The sequence below is a fragment of the Xanthobacter sp. ZOL 2024 genome (assembly GCF_052932325.1).
Genome location: NZ_CM128808.1, coordinates 266,547 through 282,997, shown reverse-complemented (window position 1 = coordinate 282,997; position 16,451 = coordinate 266,547). Strand labels below are relative to the sequence as shown.

Below are 16,451 nucleotides of genomic sequence, written 5' to 3'. Positions count from 1 at the left end.
ATGGCCAATTTCCAGACCCAGGTCAAGGTCGCCCAGGCTCCGGCCATCGCGGGCGATTTCGCCACCACCAATCCCCGCTATTCCGTCCCGGCGGGTCCGGGCGGTCTCATCGCCGGCACCTCTGGTGTCACTGTGGGCCTCTTCGCGTGGCTCTCTTCGAGCACCGTGGACGCTGATGGCGCCCCGGCTCTCGTGAACAACACCGGCTCCGGTGTTCCGGCGGGCATCGTGCCGCGTGAGCAGCAGGCGCTGATGACCACCTACCTGCAGGAAGCCGGCAACCTCATCCCCGCTGGATTCCCGGTCACCGTCATTTCGGCGGCTGACATGTGGGTGACCAACGCGGGGGCCTCTGCCGTCACCGTGGGCATGGTCGCCTTCGCCAAGACGGCGGACGGCACCATCTCCTTCGCCGCGACTGGCGCCACCGTGTCCGGCAGCGTCGAAACCACCTGGAAAGCGGTCTCTGCCGGCGCGGCCGGTGAGATCATCAAAATCAGCCGTCTGCCCTGATAGGAGACACAGTTCATGACCTTCCACACGATCCAGGATGCGAAGGCCGCCTGGGCTGCTGACTCCCTCACTCTGGAGCAGCTTGGCGTCGTCTTCCCCGATGTGGTGTCCTACACCACCGAACCCATGAAGCGTGATTTCACCCTCGCGATGGACGCGCTTCCCACCCTTTCGACTTCCGCCAACTCGGGTATCCCCGCGTTCCTGACCACTATGGTGGACCCGCAGGTCTTCAAGATCCTGTTCTCCCCCACTAACGCGGCGAAGATCCTCGGTGAAGTCCGCAAGGGCTCGTGGACTGACCAGACCGCTATGTTCCCCGTGGTGGAACACACGGGTGAAGTGTCGAGCTACGGTGACCATTCTGAGAATGGCCACACTGGTGCAAATACCGCCTTTCCTCAGCGCCAGAGCTACCTCTACCAGACCATCGTTGAATACGGTGAGCTGGAGCTGGAGCGGGCCGGCCTCGCGAAGATCAACTATGTGAGCGAGCTGGACGCGGCTGCCGCGACCACCATGAACCGGTTCCAGAACCTGACCTACTTCAAGGGTGTGTCGGGTCTCCAGAACTACGGCCTCCTCAACGATCCGAACCTCTCGGCTTCGCTGAGCCCGGCGACCAAGGCCTCTCCGGCGACGGGGAATACCTGGTTCAATTCGGGCGCCCCGAACTGCACGGCCAACGAAGTCTACAACGATATCTTGGCCCTATACACGGCTCTAGTGGCGCAGACCGGTGGTCTTGTTGACGCTGAAACTCCCATGGTTCTGGCGATGTCGCCCGGATCCGAAGCCGCTCTCAGCTTCACCAATTCTTTCGGCCTGACCGCCAGGGATATCCTGCAGAAAAACTACCCCAACATCAAGATTGTGACGGCAGTACAGTATGCCGTACTCTCCGCTTCGAACCCGCAGGGTGTTGCTGGCGGCAACTTGATGCAGCTCATCGCGACCTCGGTCGAGGGCCAGGAAACGGGCTATTGCGCGTTCAATGAGAAGATGCGCTCGCATCCGATCATCCGCCAGCTCTCCAGCTTCCGGCAGAAGCGCACTGGCGGCACCTGGGGAGCGATCATTCGCCAGCCCTTCGCCATCGTGTCCATGCTCGGCATCTGAGCCTTCTCACCCAACACGGCCGGCCGGGCTATCCCGCGCCGGCCTTTTTTATGGAGATCACATGGCTGGATCTGTTTCGGTTGCGTGCAAACTGCCCAATGGCCTTGCACTCCGCGTTTTCCGAATGATTCCTCATATTGAGAAACAGAAGGACGGATCGTACCGAGAGATCGAGACCGCGGCGCAGATGGGAGACACCGTCACCCTCAAGGGCTATGCGGCGCCCTTCGGAATGGCTCCGAATGCTCCTGTTGCTGGTGGCTATGCCATCACCTCTGGCGTGGATGCCGATTTCTGGGCGGCTTGGCTGGAACAGAATGCAGAACACCCCGTCGTGAAGAACGGCCTGGTGTTCGCCTCTGAGCGGATCGACAGCGTTCAGAAGCAGGCGAAGGAGCAAGCCGAGATCAAATGCGGCCTGGAAGCCCTCGACCCTGATAAGCCCATGCGCGGCATTGCCAAGGCCGACTCCAAGGCCGCGTGATGGATTACGCCACCTTCACCTCGGTTTTCACAGAGTTCTCTAGCGCCTCTGTTTACCCGCAGGTGCAGGTGGAATTCTGGCTTGCGCAGGCTCCTCTCCAACTCAATGCGGAGCGGCTTGGGGCGAACTACGACCTCGCGGTCATGCTCTATGCGGCCCACAATCTGGTGCTCAGCGCCAAGGACGCGAAGGCGGCGGCATTCGGCGGTGTCAGTGGTGGCGCCTCTGGTGTCACGTCCTCCAAGACGGTGGACAAGGTCACTGTGTCCTATGACACGGGATCATCCACCATCGATGGCGCCGGGGCCTGGAACCTCACGACCTACGGGACGCGGCTCTACCAGCTTCTCAGGGGGGCGAACACCGGCCCATTTTACGTCGCCAACCGGCGCCCCAGGATTTTCTGATGCCGGTGGAGATCAAGAAGAGCGGATCGGCAAAGCTGCTCTCCGCCCTCAGGGGGCTGACCCACAACGAAGCTCTGGTCGGAATCCCCGCGGAAAATGCGGGACGTGAACCGGAACCGGGTGAAGAAAAGCCTCCACTCAATAATGCCGAGATAGGCTATTTGATGGAATTCGGCGGGAAGAATATCCCAGCCCGCTCCCATCTTCGGCCGGCGATAGAAGGGGCGAAGAGTGATCTCGCAAAAGCTCTTGGGTCTGGAGTACGCAGCGTACTTTCAGGTAAGCCAGATGCTGCTGATAAAGCTCTGCACACAGCCGGGATGATCGGTCAGAATGCGGTGCGAAACAAGATCACAGAGGGACCATTTTTGCCTCTGGCGCCGCTTACCTTGGCAAAACGCAAAGCCAAGGGGCGGACTGGCGAGAAGCCTCTCATAGACACCGGAGCCTATAGGAATTCACAGACCTATGTGGTCCGCAAGAAGGGTGACGACTGATGCCCCTTCTCGACGTGTCAGACGTTCTTCTTGATCCCGACTTCGCAGACACCATCACTGTCTACCGACAGTCCGTGACCATCGGGGATGATGGTCGCTCCACAAGAGCGGAGACGGTGACCTCTGCCATCGCAGTCGTCACCCCAGACCAATGGAGCACACTTCAGCGACAGGCCGAAGGCTCCAATGTCTCGGAGACCATTACGGTCGTGACCCAATTCCGCTTGATCCCATCCATGGATGGCTACGACGCGGATGAAATCACTTGGAACTCCAAGCGCTACGTGATCACCGCAGTGGGTGATTGCTCCAGGTATGGAGCTGGGTTCGTCGAAGCCTCCGCTGAACTGAAGGGAATGGCGCCCCCGTGACCGATTCCAGCACGGGCGGCTATCTCGCGCCCATATCGACGGCACCGGCGGCTGACAATGCGCTAGAAGACCAGATTCAGGCCGCCATTGTCGGGATCACCGCGCTGCCGGGGAAAATGGTGCGTCCAGTGTGGCAGCCAGACCCTCCAGCGAAGGAAGATCTGAACATCAACTGGTGCGCTTATCGCATCGTCGCGAGCGATGCGCACTGGCTCCCCTCTATCGTCCACCATCCGGAAGATGAGGGGACTGACGAAGCCACAAGGCAAGAAGAGATTGAGGTTCTCGCCTCCTTCTATGGCCCTGACGCCTATGGATTTGCCACCCGGATGCGAGATGGCCTTTCCATCCCGCAGAACCAGGAAGCGTTGAGATCGCAAGGCTTCGGCTTCTTGGAATGCTCCCGCATCTGGGCCGCACCGGATTTCGTGAACAACCAATGGGTCCGCCGCCAGGACCTGCGATTCAAGCTCACCCATGCGGTGTCCCGCACCTATGCGGTCCGCAACCTTCTGTCTGCCGAAGGCACGATCACCGCTGACACCGGCAACAGCAACACCTGGAACACGGAGAATACCTGATGGCTCAGGGACTTGCAGTCTCGGATGTCGTAAACGTCACGGTCACGATCTCGCCGACTGCCGCGGCCACCCGGAATTTCGGGGCGGGCCTGATCATCGGCACGACGGATGTCATTGATGTTGGGGAGCGCATCCGCTCTTATTCGGACATGGATGATGTCGCGGCTGATTTCGGCTCGACCGATCCGGAATACATCGGCGCGACGCGGTTCTTCGCTCAGGACCCTCAGCCGTCTTTGGTCTATATCGGCCGATGGGGGCAGACCGCGACCCACGGCACTCTGCGTGGTGGCGTTCTCACCGCCAGCGAGCAACTCACATCGGCTTGGACCTCCATCACTGACGGCGCGTTCAAAATCGACATTGACGGGACCACTAAGACCGTCACCGGCCTGAACTTTTCTTCCGCCCTGAACATGCCGGGAATTGCCGCTCTGATCGACGCTGGCCTGTCTGGTGGTTCGGTCACATGGGATGCGAATTCGGGACGCTTCGTGGTGAAGTCTGATACCACCGGCACCAGTTCGACAGTAGGATATGCAGTTGCACCCACATCTGGGACTGACATCTCCGCGACGCTGAAGCTCACCTCCGCCCTGGCTGGCACGCCTGTGGTCGGCATTGCGGCGGAAAGCCTGACGGAGGCTATCGAGGCATTCGTTGACAAGTCGGGCGATTGGTACGCCGCCATGGTCCTGCCGGCCGTGAGCAATGCTGAGTTCCTGGCTGCTGCTGAGTATATCGAGGCGCTTGGTAAGAAGCGCATCATCGGCACAACGATCTCTTCCACAACCGTTCTGGACAATACGCTGGACACGGATCTTGCTTCGGTTGTCAGCGCGGCGAACCTGAAGCGAACTTGGTCACAGTATTCTGCCACGAATTATGCTGTTTGCTCCTTCTTCGGGCGAGCTGCAACCGTGGATTTCACGGGGAGCAACACCACGCTCACCATGAAATTCAAGACGGAGCCGGGTGTCACTGCGGAGACGCTGACCGAGACGCAGGCGAAAACTCTGAAGGCGAAGAACTGCAACGTCTTCGTGAACTACGACAATGATACAGCCATCATTCAAGAAGGTGTGATGGCAAATGGGTATTTCTTCGACGAAGTGCACGGGCTGGATTGGCTGGAAAACTACATTCAGACCGAGGTGTGGAACCTGCTTTACACATCGAAGACAAAGATACCTCAGACGAATGCCGGTATGGCGCTCATCGCAACCAAGATCGAGAATTGCCTACAGCAGGCAGTGACCAATGGTCTTGTGGCTCCGGGTCAGTGGAACGCTGATGGGTTCGGCGCCCTGGAGAATGGAGACTATCTGGATAGTGGATACTACGTCTATCACCCGGATATTTCGACGCAATCGCAGGCCGATCGAGAGGCGCGAAAGTCCGTCTCCTTCCAGATCGCCGCCAAAATGGCGGGTGCCGTGCATAGCGTAAATATAACAGTCGCAGTCAACCGCTGAGCCACAGGAGATACCATTGGGCGTCTATAGCTTCTCCACCGTCACTGGCTCAATCGTGGGCGAAGGCGGTTCGTTCTCGTTCGGCTACGGCTCGGACAATGATGAGGGCGGCATTTCTGTCACCTTCCTCGAAGACAAGAACACCATGACCATCGGCTCCGATGGCGGCGGCATGCACTCTCTTCATGCGGGCCGGGCCGGCACGATCACCGTGCGGCTCCTGAAGACATCGGCGACAAATGCCTTGTTCGCCGATCTCTACAAGTACCAGACATCCTCCCCGGCCTATCACGGGACGAACACCATCTCGATCCGCGACACGAACCGTGGCGATGTCGTCGTCGCACAGAACTGCGCGTTCAAAAAGATGCCTGACAACGCCTGGGCGAAGGTTGGCAACACCCTGGAATGGTCTTTTGACTGCATCTCCATCACGGAGACCCTCGGATAATGGACACTCCTGAGGAATTCGACCTGAACGGCATCACCTACCGGGCGCGCAAACTCGGCGCCATGGACCAGCTCTTCCTGGTGCAGAAGCTCACGCCTCTGGCCACGTCTTTGGTCCCGGTGATCCAGGCCGCCGCACGGGAAGCATCGGGAGGGCCCTTGGCTGGCGCCCTCCTGAAGATGGATGTTGCGGATCTGATGCCCCTGGCTCAGGGGATTTCCAGCCTTCCGGAACAGGACACCAAGGCCATCATCGGCCGGTGCCTGTCCCATGTGGAGCGGGGAACCAAAACCCCGGCGGGCACGGGCTGGGCTCAGGTGTGGTCCAAGAACGCAGATGCGTGCATGTTTGAGGATATCGACCTCTTCACCATGCTGACCATCGTCGCCCATGTCGTGAAGAAGGATCTCGCGCCTTTTATCGGCGCCCTGTTCTCCGGTTCGACCGGAGCGGGGCTGCTCCAGACTGCGAACTCGTGAGCCTCCCCAACGGGATGGATTGGCTGCTACAGCCGGTCGCGCGTGGCTGGTGCAAGTACGAGAGCCTGAAGGATGGCACCCTCGATCTCTGCGACATCGCGCTCATAAATGAGGCGATCGCGTCCCACGATGAAAATTCCAGGCGCGTCCAGGCAGCCATGAAGCGGGGGTCATGACATGGCGCAAACTCTTGAAGATTATATCATTTCCCTTGGCCTAAAGGTGGACAAGGCTCAAGAGCAGCGTTTCAATTCCGCCCTCGACAGTTTAGGCAAGACCTTTGCGGCACTCGCTGCTGGGCTCACTGCGGCAGCGGCCACCATCCAGGCCACGGTGGTGGCGGTATCCAAGAGCTTCGACAACCTCTATTTCGCGGCTCAGCGGACCAATTCGACCGTCGCTGGCATCAAGGCACTGTCCTACGCTTTCTCTCAGATTGGAGCGTCCGGGGCCGAGGCGCAGTCCTCCCTTGAGGGGCTCTCCAAGGCGTTGAGGACAAACCCCGGAACAGCCAAGTGGCTCAACGCGCAAGGCATCGCGACAGAGGGAAGGAAGACCGAAGCCATCCTCTCTGACATTTTCGAGAAGTTCGGAAAGATGCCCCAATACCTCGGCTATCAGTTCGCTGAGGTAGTCGGCGTCAGTGAGGAGACCTTCAACAAGGCGGCGAAGCAGTGGCCGCAGGTCATCAAGTGGGCGAAGGAGTTCGAGGCGACGCAGGCGAGGTTCGGGGTTGACCCGGACAAGGCCGCCGAGAGTTCCAACAAGCTGATGACATCGTTTCGAGCGCTCCAGATGGATCTGGATGCTCTCTTCACGAAGATTACCGTCGCTCTCCAGCCCCAGCTGAACCATCTGATGGCGGACATCGCGAAATGGTTTGAGGAACATCAGGAACAGATCGTTCGCATCCTGAACCAGATCCTCGAAGCGGTGAAGGGGCTTATTACGGATTTTGGGTCGCTGCTTAAGGCGCTTGAACCCGTCGCCGACAAATTCGCAGAAATGGTGGAGCTTCTCACGGGAGAGAAGAACAGCCTCAAGGTTGCCCTGGAAGTGATCCTGGCCTTCATGGTCGGGAAGTGGCTTTTGGGGATGCTCGGGGTCTTCGACAAGATTGTGAAGAGCCGCAGCTTTGGCCTGCTCATGCTCGCCATGGGCATGGGGTATGACATGCTCTTCATGACCGATGAGCAAAAGCTCAAGGTCGGATCGGATGTGAACGACGCGATCAATGGCAAAGCGTCTGATCCGGATAACTGGTGGACACGAGGACAGAATGCGGTGCGCCGCCGGCTGGGGATGCCGGAGGTGGACAACAAGGGCAATGCGCGTCCGCAGGTCGGCGCCGACGCCGGAGCGAAGGTGGATGGTGTTAACGCTGAGCTGAAGCGGCGCTATGACAAGATGCTCGCCGATGCGCCGGAAAATGTTCGGAGCGCGATCAGCGTGAATTCGGGTTATCGGAGCATCGCAAGACAAGAGCAGCTCTATCGAGAGGCCGTCGCGAAGTATGGGCCGGCAGAGGCCCGGAAGTGGGTTGCCCCACCCGGAAAGTCGAACCATAATTTCGGGGAGGCGCTTGACCTAGGGTTTGGAAGCCCTGAGGCCCGTGCGTGGGTTCACTCTCACGCAAAGGAATACGGGCTCACGTTTCCTATGGGTAATGAGCCGTGGCATGTCGAGCGGGCGGAGAAGCGCGGGCGCAATCCGAACTGGGAAGACGACGCTATACGCCTGAGGGATAAGCAATCCGAACTGTTCGGCGCGCCCGCGCTTGGGTCGTCTTCGGCGCGCCTCGCCTCCATCAGCAATCGCACATCGATCACGGTCTATGGGTCATCCGATCCGGCCGGCACCGCGGCGAACCTCAGCGGGGCGCAGAGCCGGGTGGCTTCCGACCTCATCAGAAATGGGCAGAGCGCGTTCGTTTAACGGAGAAGGACATGGATGATCCTGGGAAGATCATGATGGTGGATCGCCGGCTGATCGAAAGCGCTGCGGAACTATCAATGTCTGCACAAGAAATCGTGCGGACTTTAGAGCAGATGGATTATGCGTACCGGATTTATCAAAGGCGGCCTGAGCCTCTTCGAGGTGCAGCAAAGCCGCATCAAGAGCGTCATGAAGTTCCTGATCCTGCACGACGTTGTTCTGAACCAGAAGCGGCAGGACAGCCCTCAGCACCGCAAGGGCCGCAATCCCCGCCCCATCCGCAAAGCTCCGATCAAGCTCAGACGACATCTTCACCCTCCTTCGACGCCACGGACGTGCTTGAAGCATTTCGATCGGAAATCCGCTCGATCCGCTTCACCTCCCGCGTGGGTTCTATCGAACAGGTGGTAGAATTCGAGTTAACACCCCACGCATAGCGCGAGACCCATGGAAACCATCCAGGAATTCCTCGTCTCTCTCGGGTACGACCTGAAGGAGAGCGACGTATCGGCCTGGGAACGGACTGTCGAGAAGGCGAAGGCCGCCGTTCTCAAAGCCGGGGCATTCCTCGATCGGCTAGAGCGCAAGGCCAAGGAAGTGTTCGTCGAGACCACCGTTGGCCTCGACCATCTGAATTCCATGGCTGGTCGGGCGGGGACCTCTGTGGAGGAGGTGCGGGCACTCGCCTATGCGCTGAAGCAGACCGGCGTGAGCGGCGGTCGGGCTGAGGACATTCTCGACACCTTCGCCTCGCACCTGCGGCGGTTCCCGGCACTCATCGGCACCTTGAACAACCTCGGCGTCAGGACCAAGGAAAACGGGAGGCTCCGCGACAATGCCGCGGTGTTCGCCGACACCATGGCCGCCATCAACAAGATCCAGGATTACCCGACCGCGGCCCGCACGGCCGATCTCTTCGGGATCTCGGAGGAGGACTATTTCAACCTGCGGTCCAACGCCGACAAGATTGAGCGGTATCGGCAGGAACAAAAGGAGGCGATGAAGCGCTTCGGCGTGGATGGGAAGCAGGCGGGCATCAGCTCCACACTGATCATGACTGGGTGGCGCCGGCTGCTCATGACCTTCGATGCGATGCTGGGCAAAATCGCACTGTCCATCGGCCCGGCTCTGATCCCGATCATTGACGACCTGAAGGCGTGGCTTGAGAAGCACCAGGACAAAATTGTCGCGGTATGTCTGGCCTTGGTCGCGGCGATGTCTGACCTCTTCGCCAAGGTGCAGGAATGGTCGCAGGCTGTTTTCGGGACGGGGCAGGGGCTCCTGGATTTCCTCGAGTGGATGACCGGCGCAGATGGCTTCCTGCGGGCAGTGGAGATCATCGGCGGGGGCTGGCTCGCCGCGACGGTGGCCGGGATGCTCGGGCCTATCGGTCTGATCATCGCCGGCATTGTCGCATTGATCGCGGCTCTCACGCCTGGAAAGGCTGAGGCGGCCCCAGCACAGGGCGGCGGCAGCCAGGCGGCTCCGCAGAAGCAAGGCTTCTTCAGCCGGGCGAAGTCCTTCATCGGGCGCATGTTCGGCTACGGGGGCGGTGAGGGAGGAGAGGGCGGTGGATCGGGCCAGCCGGGGGCGGACGCAACGCCGGCTTCCAGCGAGCCCGCCATGTCGCTGGCTGATGCCCGCAAGCGGTTCGCCAAGGAGCTGGAAGACCCGGATGTCGCGGCGCGCCTCGCCGCCTACACCGAGGCCGAAGTTGGGAGCCAAGGGGCGGCCGCACAGCAGGCATTCATGGAATCGATCATGAACCGGGCATCCGCGCGCGGGCAAACGCTGCGTGAGACGCTATCGGGGAGCTATTTCCCCGGCATTACCCACAGCAAGGCTCAGCGCTTCATGGTCGACCCTCGGTACAGAGAAAAGTACAAGGGGATGACGGGCGCGGTGTTGGGCGGGTCCAACATCTCGAATTACGCCACCGGCAACGCGAGCGGCACGGTGGGGTTTGCCGGGGGCCCAGGGACCTTCTCCGCGGGCGGGGAGAGGTTCGGCATCGAAGGGCCTGATGTCGGATGGGCGAAGCGTATGCGCGAGTTCGACCTCAGCACGAAGGCGAAAGAGCCCGAGCGGCCGAAGATCAATATCGACGTGCCATCCGCCATCCCCGACAAGCAGAGCCTCTATGCCCCGCCTCTCGGATCGACATCGCACACCTTCGACTTGGCAGCCGACCAAGAAACCGAGATCATCGTGCACGGGGACCCCGATCCGACACGCACCACGGCTGAGGTGGCCACCGCCCAGATGCGCGTGAACAAGGGCCTGACGGATCAGGTGGAAAGGGCGGCGGCCTGATGGCGAACATCGTTGAAGCCGTCCTGAACACGACGGCGCAGATCCTCATCTCCGCCGGGGCTTCCATCGGCGGCATCACCCCTGACGTGGTGGTGGAAGAGGTGAGCCGCGACAGCCTCTTCATCACCAACCATCCGGTGGAGAAGGGCGCGGCCATCTCGGATCATGCCTTCATGATGCCGAAGGAGGTGGAGCTCCGGTGCGGGTGGTCGGACTCTGGCAACTACCAGGGCTATTCCCGGCTGATCCAAGAGGGCCTGCTCACCCTTCAAACGGCGCGCGAGCCGTTCACGGCAACCACCTCCAAGCGCACCTACTCCAACATGCTCATCACCGGGATCGAGGTGAGCACGTCGGCCGCCACGCAATATGCGCTTTTTGCCAGGGTGCTGCTGCGCGAGGTGCTGATTGTGAGCACCAGTACGGTGGCGACGAATTCGTCGAGCACCCAGTCCGATGCGGCGCGGACTTCGGGGACGACGAACACCGGGACGAAGCAGGTAACTGAATCGTCCTACACCCTGTCCAATTGGTCGAACGAGTGACGGCAGGCGCGAATGTGGCGTGAGGAGGCACTATTCCTGACCGCATTTGATGAGCTTGATGAGGCCGAAGTCGGCGCCGTGCAATTCTAGGTTTGCGGCGCCCGATGGGCGGAAAGTGACAGACCCGGTTGCAGGTCGTGTCGGATAGTCCTTCACCTGACACTGCGCCGAGACGTCGTATTTCCCGCCGTCCGGGCTGCCGTTCAAGGATATTTGGCACCTAACTGGACTGGCCCACATTTCAAACTTGCCGTTCTCGACAGTGGCGACGCCAAATCGGCTTAGCGTCGCCGTGTCGTGCCCGGGCTTATCGAATTCTCCCGACTTATAGAGGGCACAGGCTTTGCGGTCGCGCGCCCAATCGCCATTAAGGCGAGCGCTGATATCCTTGGGCGCCGCGGCAGCGGGAGAAGATGGCACGTCGCACCTGGAGAACGTTTCGTTTAGCCCATCAAAATCGACGGCAATTTGTTCCGGAGACTTCTTTTGTACGAGAAAATGACCGGCGTTTATTTTGCCTTCCGTTGAACACGCAAGCGGCGAATACCAGCCCACAACGGTATTTTTCCAATCAACGAAGACGCAGTGGCGATCTCCGATTTGGATGCTGTCGATGTCGACATGAAACGTTTCTGTGACGGGAAGCTTGCGGCAATTCGTGGACCAAGTCCCCATGATGCCTGGGTCATCCGCCCCCGGTGCCAGCTCACCCGCTGATGCCCCTCCGGCGGCGATGCTCACCAAGATATAACCGATTACCATTTTCTTGGTCATCATGGCGGCTCCGGCATGCGTCAGTTTGGGATGTCAGGTTCTGCGTAGCACCTGCAATGTCCATCCGGGCAGAGAGAGTGTGTCCCCGGAGGCCCGCAGGGTGGGGGAGCGTTCCATTTGAAGAATTTTCCGTTGTTCTTGGCGCAGATGTCGCACACATCGCTATCTCCGGCGCTCCTCCATCTGTAACCTTTGCTGCCGATGTATTCCGCCCGGCTCTTCGTCCGGTCAAACGCTACACTCCCTCGGAGCCGCATCTCATAGGCAAATCGCGCCTTCTCCGCCTCCTGTTCCGGGGGTGACAGTCCGGCCCTCTTGGGTGGGATAGGGCGTCGGTTGGCGAGGCGCAATTCGTAGGGCGTTGGATTGAGATCGCTGATGGGCTTCTGCTTTGAGCGGCTAAGCCTCCGCATATGGAGGCGCGCTGCAAGCAGAATGGCCGCGACGAAAATTGCAGCGGCGATCTGCGCATATGACATTCACGTCGCCTCCCCCGAGCGATAGGGCAGGCACGATAGCTCAAGCTCAATCGGGAGTGGAGTCATCCTTCCCCAGCATATGAAGCCCGGCCTCAACGAAGGCGCGGATGGCGGCGGGACGGGATGGCTTGGGGTCTGGCTGCGCCGCGATCCAGGCGTCAAGGGCGGAAAGCAGTTCGGGAGGGACACGTACGGTGATGGGCGTAGCGTCAATGCGCGGCCTCCCCCCTCGGTTTTTTGTTTCTGACATTGACAACCTCCGAATAGGTTTATAATGTCAGAAACAGACGGGCCGGACAAGAGCACCACCTCTCATCCGGCCCTGACCCAAGCCAAGGGAGATAGCCATGGCACAGGCTGCGCACACCTCTACCACACCCCGCCGCCGTCCCGAAGACGCGGCGACCTTCACCCTGATGCTGTTGAAGGCGGCAATCCTCGGACCGGATCACGGCGCGGCTCCCGTCCAGACCGAGCCGAAGCGCCCGATCCTGGCCGGCGGCGCGGCGCGCAAGGTGAGGGAGATCGCGTGATGGGAACCGCTCTCACCCTCGCCGATCTGAACACGACGGTGAACCACGAGCCGCGCATCGCGCACCAGCGTCTCGCCGAGGCGCTGGGGTACGGCGCGCAGATCAAGATGAAACATCTGGTGGAGCGTCATATCGAGGCGCTGCAACGGTTCGGTGGGGTTTCATCCACCGTGGATGAAACCGGTCCCAAGGGTGGCCGCCCCGGCAAGACATACTGGCTGAACAAGAAGCAGGCCCTCTACCTCTGCACCAAGTCCGAGACGGCCGACGCCACCGAGGTCACTATCCAGATGGTGGAGGTGTTCGACGCCTACCTGAAGGGCGAACTGAAGCCGGTGAAGGTCAAGGCCCATCGGCGGGCACTGCCGCAGCCGGGAGGGGCACTGTCCAGTTCCGACCTGCCGCAGAGCCCCAAGCTGCCGTTCGACTTGACCCTGGCGTCGGAGCTTTATCAGGCGATCGTGTCCGCGAATGTGAGGGTCGAGCGCGGGATTGCCCCCGACTTCGGGAAGGCTCTGGAAGGCGTGCTCTCCGACATCGTCACCCGCCACTATGGTGGAGACCCTGCCTTTGGCCGGGTGCTCATGGGACAGCCGCTCCACCGCGAGCGAGCCGAGTGGGCACAGCCCCTGCTGGGGAAGAACTGAGGCAGGCACCATAGCCCAAGCTTCAATCGGAGATGGAGTCGGGAGCGGGTGGGGATTACCGCTGGAACTGGAAGTCTTTCCGCACCTGCTCGCGCTGCTCCTTGCCTTCGAAGTATCCGGGCCCAAAATACTGAAGGCACGCTAGGTAGACCTCGTAGAATTTGATCCTAAAATTTGGGCTTGTACCGATGTTGCCGTAGGCTCCATTGCAATAATCAACGACCCGATTTTCAACCGTGTTCCAAATCATTTTCACAGCATTATACTGTTCTTGCTCTCGCATGATGCACTTGGAGTAGATCGACTTGTAGTCGCCTTCGTTGCGAGGGTTTAAGGCAGCTTCGTCACAATTCGCCTCGACACTGAATTGTGGGATGGGCCTGTCCGCCGCCCGCGCCGGAATGGACGGCAGCGCGAGCGCGCAGGAGAGAGCGACCCAGGACAACCGCGACTGCATATGATGCCTCCCCGTAACTAGTGGTGCGCCATACCCCAGGTTCAATCTGAGGTGGAGCCGGGCTTGGGCGGGATCAGCCCACGTTCCGTCATCATCCTTATAACGTCGTCGAGGCGCTCTCCTAGGGCCGCGATCTGCTCATCGCCGGGCTGCCTGGGGGCGAAGCTCGCTTCGAGGCGTGCGATGATCTCGGCATTCATGCTGCGGCCGCTGGCTTCTGCGGCCTCCTTGATCCGGTCCCGCATCCCATCCGGGAAGCGAAGGTTGAATTGGTCTGATCCCCGGCTGGGGACGCGGGATGTCATCTGCGGTCCTATTCTGTCGCGCACGTAGCACCGACATATGATTTCGCTTGACGCAATCGTATGTCGGGCATACCAGTATGTCCGTAGTCCTATTGCGGAGGTGCAAATGACAGTGGCGAGCAGGGGAGCGGATCAGTTCATGCTGCGCTTTCCCCCCGGTCTCCGAGACAGGCTGAAGGTGGTGGCTCAGGCCAGCAATCGTTCAATGAATTCCGAGGCGATCTTTCACCTCGAACGCGCCCTCCTGGGCGCCGAAGCAGCGACGGGGGAGGGCCTCGTAAACCAAGCCCCCGCCGCTGCCGATCACACCGCCGCCCTGCAAGGCGGCAGCATTTTCACCAACGGCAAATGAGGTGCCGCAGATGACAACCAACGATTTGCTCACCCCCGCCGAGGAAAGCAAGCCCGGCGTCCACGATTTCGAGCTGGGCGGCCGGCAGGTGCGCGCCGTCGATGCCCGCGAACTGCATGCCTTCCTCCAAGTGGGGAAGGTATTCGCCGCGTGGATCACCGAGCGCATTGCGCAGTACGGTTTCGAGCAGGGGCGCGACTTTGAGGTTTTTTCCGAAACGGGAAATAACCCTTCCGGGGGCCGCCCCTCCAAGGAATACGCCATCACCCTCGACATGGCGAAGGAGCTGTCGATGGTGGAGCGCAACGACCAGGGCAAGAAGGCCCGCGCCCACTTCATCGAATGCGAGCGGGTGGCCCGCGAGGTGAAGCCCATTGACCCCATCCAGGTTCTGAACGACCCGGCGGCCATGCGCGGGCTCCTCCTCACCTATTCGGAAAAGGTGCTGGCGCTGGAGGCCAAGGTGGAAGAGCAGGGCGAGAAGGTCGCTGCACTCGACCGGATCGCCACGGCGGATGGCTCGCTGTGCATTACTGACGCGGCGAAGGCGCTACAGGTTCGGCCAAAGGATCTGTTCGATTACCTCCGCGCTCATGGCTGGGTCTATAAGCGCCCCGGCACTGCCCATGATGTCGGCTACCAGTCCCGCGTGAATGCCGGAGACCTGGAGCATAAGGTCACGACCGTACTCAAGGCGGATGGCAGTGAGAAGGTGGTGGAGCAAGTGCGGGTGACGCCGCGCGGCCTCGCCAAGCTGGCGAAGCTGATGAGCCCGGCGGCGAGGGCCGCGTGATGGCCCCGCGCAAGGAAATTCATGAACAGGTGCTCGCCCAGGTGATCGAGGTCATCAAGCAGGCGCGCGCCAATGGCGAGCCTGAAATGGCCGTGGTTGCTCGTACATTCCCAGGCATGCCTGACGCCATCTATTGGGCGGCATACTGCGATCTGGACAATGCTGAGATCGACGCGTGGTGGGAGGCCGTCGAGAAAACCATTGACGGAGAGATTATCCGCAATGCGCTCTCGAAGATCACCTGAATAGGACGGGGCGGCTTCGGCCGCCCTTCACCATGGGTCACGCCGCCTTACTCGCGGCAGCAGCGAGGGCTTCTTCCGCCCATTCGTTGAGGCTCTTGCCCGCCAGTTCAGCCGCGAGGGCCGCGTTGGCATGCACCTCGGGGGAGATGCGGAACATCACCTTCCCAGAGTAGGGCTTCTGCGGGGCCTTACCGACCTTGGCGCAGGTCTTGACATAATCGTCTACGGCTTCGTGGAAGGCGGCTTTGAGCCCCTCTACCGTGTCAGCGTGGAAGCCGATGATATCATTGATGCCGGCGAGGTGGCCGACGAAGATTTCGTCGTCGGCGTCGAACTCGACCCGGGCCTGATAGCCCTTGTACGACATTGTGCTCATGGGGCGACTCCTAGAAGCGTCAGATAGGCGCGGGCATCGCGAACTTGGTAGCGTTTGGCCTCTTTCTCAGGGTGAGGGCGATGGAAGGACGCGACCTTCCCATCCTTCTCGAACCTGATGCGAGAGCCTGAGCCCTCGATCACCTTGCAGCCAACAGCCACCAGAAGCCTCTCGATCCCCGCCCACTCGATGGTGCCGGAAGCGGGTTCAGCAAAGACGGCGGATAGGGTCTTCTGGTGCTTGCTGTTCATGCAAGCATGATAGCGTGCCTTGAATTTTATGCAAGCATTAAATGATAGCAAGATGGATGCCGCTACAGG

The 16,451-nt window shown here is 60.5% G+C and carries 26 protein-coding genes; 19 read left to right on the top strand and 7 right to left on the bottom strand.

What is annotated here, in order from left to right:
• The 12 genes from ACU4E7_RS01350 to ACU4E7_RS01295 all read left to right on the top strand — a co-directional run bounded on the left by ACU4E7_RS01350 (position 1) and on the right by ACU4E7_RS01295 (position 8,312).
• On the top strand, positions 1-513 hold the full coding sequence (locus ACU4E7_RS01350) for a structural cement protein Gp24 (protein ID WP_447020366.1): 513 nt from the start codon (positions 1-3) through the stop codon (positions 511-513).
• A 15-nt stretch (positions 514-528) separates the two neighbouring features.
• Positions 529-1,632 (top strand): hypothetical protein, encoded by a 1,104-nt coding sequence (locus ACU4E7_RS01345; protein ID WP_447020365.1) that lies wholly within the window; start codon positions 529-531, stop codon positions 1,630-1,632.
• Positions 1,633-1,693: 61 nt separating this feature from the next.
• Complete coding sequence (locus ACU4E7_RS01340; protein ID WP_447020364.1) at positions 1,694-2,116, top strand: hypothetical protein; 423 nt, start codon at positions 1,694-1,696, stop codon at positions 2,114-2,116.
• Complete coding sequence (locus ACU4E7_RS01335) at positions 2,116-2,523, top strand: DUF4054 domain-containing protein (protein ID WP_447020363.1); 408 nt, start codon at positions 2,116-2,118, stop codon at positions 2,521-2,523. The genes ACU4E7_RS01340 and ACU4E7_RS01335 overlap by 1 nt, the downstream gene beginning before the upstream one ends.
• The gene (locus ACU4E7_RS01330; RefSeq protein WP_447020362.1) at positions 2,523-3,020 is read left to right on the top strand and encodes a hypothetical protein; all 498 of its coding nucleotides are present in this window, start codon (positions 2,523-2,525) and stop codon (positions 3,018-3,020) included. The genes ACU4E7_RS01335 and ACU4E7_RS01330 overlap by 1 nt, the downstream gene beginning before the upstream one ends.
• Positions 3,020-3,391 carry a hypothetical protein gene (locus tag ACU4E7_RS01325; protein ID WP_447020361.1) on the top strand — a complete coding sequence of 124 codons (372 nt, stop codon included), beginning with the start codon at positions 3,020-3,022 and terminating at the stop codon, positions 3,389-3,391. Before ACU4E7_RS01330 ends, ACU4E7_RS01325 begins: the two co-directional genes overlap by 1 nt.
• Positions 3,388-3,972 (top strand): phage neck terminator protein, encoded by a 585-nt coding sequence (locus ACU4E7_RS01320; RefSeq protein WP_447020360.1) that lies wholly within the window; start codon positions 3,388-3,390, stop codon positions 3,970-3,972. Before ACU4E7_RS01325 ends, ACU4E7_RS01320 begins: the two co-directional genes overlap by 4 nt.
• Complete coding sequence (locus tag ACU4E7_RS01315; protein WP_447020359.1) at positions 3,972-5,447, top strand: DUF3383 domain-containing protein; 1,476 nt, start codon at positions 3,972-3,974, stop codon at positions 5,445-5,447. The genes ACU4E7_RS01320 and ACU4E7_RS01315 overlap by 1 nt, the downstream gene beginning before the upstream one ends.
• A gap of 16 nt (positions 5,448-5,463) precedes the next feature.
• The gene (locus tag ACU4E7_RS01310; RefSeq protein ID WP_447020358.1) at positions 5,464-5,898 is read left to right on the top strand and encodes a phage protein; all 435 of its coding nucleotides are present in this window, start codon (positions 5,464-5,466) and stop codon (positions 5,896-5,898) included.
• The gene (locus ACU4E7_RS01305; RefSeq protein WP_447020357.1) at positions 5,898-6,377 is read left to right on the top strand and encodes a phage tail assembly chaperone; all 480 of its coding nucleotides are present in this window, start codon (positions 5,898-5,900) and stop codon (positions 6,375-6,377) included. The genes ACU4E7_RS01310 and ACU4E7_RS01305 overlap by 1 nt, the downstream gene beginning before the upstream one ends.
• A 14-nt stretch (positions 6,378-6,391) precedes the next feature.
• Entirely contained in the window at positions 6,392-6,553 is a 162-nt protein-coding gene (locus ACU4E7_RS01300) for a DUF6889 family protein (protein ID WP_447020356.1), read from the top strand.
• A gap of 1 nt (position 6,554) precedes the next feature.
• Positions 6,555-8,312 (top strand): M15 family metallopeptidase, encoded by a 1,758-nt coding sequence (locus ACU4E7_RS01295; protein WP_447020355.1) that lies wholly within the window; start codon positions 6,555-6,557, stop codon positions 8,310-8,312.
• 30 nt (positions 8,313-8,342) lie between these two features.
• Here the strand turns inward: ACU4E7_RS01295 and ACU4E7_RS01290 are convergent, their stop codons facing one another.
• The gene (locus tag ACU4E7_RS01290) at positions 8,343-8,621 is read right to left on the bottom strand and encodes a hypothetical protein (protein WP_447020354.1); all 279 of its coding nucleotides are present in this window, start codon (positions 8,619-8,621) and stop codon (positions 8,343-8,345) included.
• Between the two features lie 138 nt (positions 8,622-8,759).
• Between ACU4E7_RS01290 and ACU4E7_RS01285 the strand changes: the two genes are divergently transcribed.
• Both ACU4E7_RS01285 and ACU4E7_RS01280 read left to right on the top strand, forming a co-directional pair.
• Positions 8,760-10,625 (top strand): hypothetical protein, encoded by a 1,866-nt coding sequence (locus ACU4E7_RS01285; protein ID WP_447020353.1) that lies wholly within the window; start codon positions 8,760-8,762, stop codon positions 10,623-10,625.
• A complete protein-coding gene (locus tag ACU4E7_RS01280; RefSeq protein WP_447020352.1) occupies positions 10,625-11,170 on the top strand; it encodes a phage baseplate protein in 546 nt (181 codons plus the stop codon). Before ACU4E7_RS01285 ends, ACU4E7_RS01280 begins: the two co-directional genes overlap by 1 nt.
• A 30-nt stretch (positions 11,171-11,200) precedes the next feature.
• On the opposite strand, the gene ACU4E7_RS01275 is transcribed toward ACU4E7_RS01280, so the two are convergent.
• Together ACU4E7_RS01275 and ACU4E7_RS01270 are read right to left on the bottom strand one after the other, a co-directional pair.
• Complete coding sequence (locus ACU4E7_RS01275) at positions 11,201-11,947, bottom strand: hypothetical protein (protein ID WP_447020351.1); 747 nt, start codon at positions 11,945-11,947, stop codon at positions 11,201-11,203.
• A gap of 17 nt (positions 11,948-11,964) precedes the next feature.
• The gene (locus ACU4E7_RS01270; RefSeq protein ID WP_447021697.1) at positions 11,965-12,201 is read right to left on the bottom strand and encodes a phage minor head protein; all 237 of its coding nucleotides are present in this window, start codon (positions 12,199-12,201) and stop codon (positions 11,965-11,967) included.
• A gap of 569 nt (positions 12,202-12,770) precedes the next feature.
• Between ACU4E7_RS01270 and ACU4E7_RS01265 the strand changes: the two genes are divergently transcribed.
• The gene (locus ACU4E7_RS01265) at positions 12,771-12,956 is read left to right on the top strand and encodes a hypothetical protein (RefSeq protein WP_447020350.1); all 186 of its coding nucleotides are present in this window, start codon (positions 12,771-12,773) and stop codon (positions 12,954-12,956) included.
• On the top strand, positions 12,953-13,603 hold the full coding sequence (locus ACU4E7_RS01260) for a hypothetical protein (protein ID WP_447020349.1): 651 nt from the start codon (positions 12,953-12,955) through the stop codon (positions 13,601-13,603). Before ACU4E7_RS01265 ends, ACU4E7_RS01260 begins: the two co-directional genes overlap by 4 nt.
• A 55-nt stretch (positions 13,604-13,658) precedes the next feature.
• Here the strand turns inward: ACU4E7_RS01260 and ACU4E7_RS01255 are convergent, their stop codons facing one another.
• Positions 13,659-14,060 carry a hypothetical protein gene (locus ACU4E7_RS01255; RefSeq protein ID WP_447020348.1) on the bottom strand — a complete coding sequence of 134 codons (402 nt, stop codon included), beginning with the start codon at positions 14,058-14,060 and terminating at the stop codon, positions 13,659-13,661.
• Between the two features lie 41 nt (positions 14,061-14,101).
• On the bottom strand, positions 14,102-14,365 hold the full coding sequence (locus ACU4E7_RS01250; protein WP_447020347.1) for an Arc family DNA-binding protein: 264 nt from the start codon (positions 14,363-14,365) through the stop codon (positions 14,102-14,104).
• Between the two features lie 106 nt (positions 14,366-14,471).
• Between ACU4E7_RS01250 and ACU4E7_RS01245 the strand changes: the two genes are divergently transcribed.
• From ACU4E7_RS01245 to ACU4E7_RS01235, 3 genes are read left to right on the top strand one after another with little or no spacing between them, the layout of a single operon-like run.
• Complete coding sequence (locus ACU4E7_RS01245) at positions 14,472-14,717, top strand: Arc family DNA-binding protein (RefSeq protein ID WP_447020346.1); 246 nt, start codon at positions 14,472-14,474, stop codon at positions 14,715-14,717.
• Positions 14,718-14,727: 10 nt separating this feature from the next.
• Complete coding sequence (locus tag ACU4E7_RS01240; RefSeq protein ID WP_447020345.1) at positions 14,728-15,510, top strand: antA/AntB antirepressor family protein; 783 nt, start codon at positions 14,728-14,730, stop codon at positions 15,508-15,510.
• Positions 15,510-15,755: a hypothetical protein gene (locus tag ACU4E7_RS01235; RefSeq protein WP_447020344.1), complete on the top strand. Its 246-nt coding sequence runs from the start codon at positions 15,510-15,512 to the stop codon at positions 15,753-15,755. The genes ACU4E7_RS01240 and ACU4E7_RS01235 overlap by 1 nt, the downstream gene beginning before the upstream one ends.
• 37 nt (positions 15,756-15,792) lie before the next feature.
• Here the strand turns inward: ACU4E7_RS01235 and ACU4E7_RS01230 are convergent, their stop codons facing one another.
• Both ACU4E7_RS01230 and ACU4E7_RS01225 read right to left on the bottom strand, forming a co-directional pair.
• A complete protein-coding gene (locus tag ACU4E7_RS01230; RefSeq protein ID WP_447020343.1) occupies positions 15,793-16,131 on the bottom strand; it encodes a type II toxin-antitoxin system HicB family antitoxin in 339 nt (112 codons plus the stop codon).
• Entirely contained in the window at positions 16,128-16,382 is a 255-nt protein-coding gene (locus tag ACU4E7_RS01225; protein ID WP_447020342.1) for a type II toxin-antitoxin system HicA family toxin, read from the bottom strand. The genes ACU4E7_RS01230 and ACU4E7_RS01225 overlap by 4 nt, the downstream gene beginning before the upstream one ends.
• Positions 16,383-16,451 lie beyond the last annotated feature (69 nt).

What these genes read in the sequence shown, in the direction of transcription:
- ACU4E7_RS01350 (WP_447020366.1), top strand. Translation starts at nt 1, where the DNA reads ATGGCCAATTTCCAGACCCAGGTCAAGGTCGCCCAGGCTCCGGCCATC.
- ACU4E7_RS01345 (WP_447020365.1), top strand. Translation starts at nt 529, where the DNA reads ATGACCTTCCACACGATCCAGGATGCGAAGGCCGCCTGGGCTGCTGAC.
- ACU4E7_RS01340 (WP_447020364.1), top strand. Translation starts at nt 1,694, where the DNA reads ATGGCTGGATCTGTTTCGGTTGCGTGCAAACTGCCCAATGGCCTTGCA.
- ACU4E7_RS01335 (WP_447020363.1), top strand. Translation starts at nt 2,116, where the DNA reads ATGGATTACGCCACCTTCACCTCGGTTTTCACAGAGTTCTCTAGCGCC.
- ACU4E7_RS01330 (WP_447020362.1), top strand. Translation starts at nt 2,523, where the DNA reads ATGCCGGTGGAGATCAAGAAGAGCGGATCGGCAAAGCTGCTCTCCGCC.
- ACU4E7_RS01325 (WP_447020361.1), top strand. Translation starts at nt 3,020, where the DNA reads ATGCCCCTTCTCGACGTGTCAGACGTTCTTCTTGATCCCGACTTCGCA.
- ACU4E7_RS01315 (WP_447020359.1), top strand. Translation starts at nt 3,972, where the DNA reads ATGGCTCAGGGACTTGCAGTCTCGGATGTCGTAAACGTCACGGTCACG.
- ACU4E7_RS01305 (WP_447020357.1), top strand. Translation starts at nt 5,898, where the DNA reads ATGGACACTCCTGAGGAATTCGACCTGAACGGCATCACCTACCGGGCG.
- ACU4E7_RS01300 (WP_447020356.1), top strand. Translation starts at nt 6,392, where the DNA reads ATGGATTGGCTGCTACAGCCGGTCGCGCGTGGCTGGTGCAAGTACGAG.
- ACU4E7_RS01295 (WP_447020355.1), top strand. Translation starts at nt 6,555, where the DNA reads ATGGCGCAAACTCTTGAAGATTATATCATTTCCCTTGGCCTAAAGGTG.
- ACU4E7_RS01290 (WP_447020354.1), bottom strand. Translation starts at nt 8,621, where the DNA reads ATGTCGTCTGAGCTTGATCGGAGCTTTGCGGATGGGGCGGGGATTGCG.
- ACU4E7_RS01285 (WP_447020353.1), top strand. Translation starts at nt 8,760, where the DNA reads ATGGAAACCATCCAGGAATTCCTCGTCTCTCTCGGGTACGACCTGAAG.
- ACU4E7_RS01280 (WP_447020352.1), top strand. Translation starts at nt 10,625, where the DNA reads ATGGCGAACATCGTTGAAGCCGTCCTGAACACGACGGCGCAGATCCTC.
- ACU4E7_RS01275 (WP_447020351.1), bottom strand. Translation starts at nt 11,947, where the DNA reads ATGATGACCAAGAAAATGGTAATCGGTTATATCTTGGTGAGCATCGCC.
- ACU4E7_RS01270 (WP_447021697.1), bottom strand. Translation starts at nt 12,201, where the DNA reads ATGCGGCTCCGAGGGAGTGTAGCGTTTGACCGGACGAAGAGCCGGGCG.
- ACU4E7_RS01265 (WP_447020350.1), top strand. Translation starts at nt 12,771, where the DNA reads ATGGCACAGGCTGCGCACACCTCTACCACACCCCGCCGCCGTCCCGAA.
- ACU4E7_RS01255 (WP_447020348.1), bottom strand. Translation starts at nt 14,060, where the DNA reads ATGCAGTCGCGGTTGTCCTGGGTCGCTCTCTCCTGCGCGCTCGCGCTG.
- ACU4E7_RS01250 (WP_447020347.1), bottom strand. Translation starts at nt 14,365, where the DNA reads ATGACATCCCGCGTCCCCAGCCGGGGATCAGACCAATTCAACCTTCGC.
- ACU4E7_RS01245 (WP_447020346.1), top strand. Translation starts at nt 14,472, where the DNA reads ATGACAGTGGCGAGCAGGGGAGCGGATCAGTTCATGCTGCGCTTTCCC.
- ACU4E7_RS01240 (WP_447020345.1), top strand. Translation starts at nt 14,728, where the DNA reads ATGACAACCAACGATTTGCTCACCCCCGCCGAGGAAAGCAAGCCCGGC.
- ACU4E7_RS01235 (WP_447020344.1), top strand. Translation starts at nt 15,510, where the DNA reads ATGGCCCCGCGCAAGGAAATTCATGAACAGGTGCTCGCCCAGGTGATC.
- ACU4E7_RS01230 (WP_447020343.1), bottom strand. Translation starts at nt 16,131, where the DNA reads ATGAGCACAATGTCGTACAAGGGCTATCAGGCCCGGGTCGAGTTCGAC.
- ACU4E7_RS01225 (WP_447020342.1), bottom strand. Translation starts at nt 16,382, where the DNA reads ATGAACAGCAAGCACCAGAAGACCCTATCCGCCGTCTTTGCTGAACCC.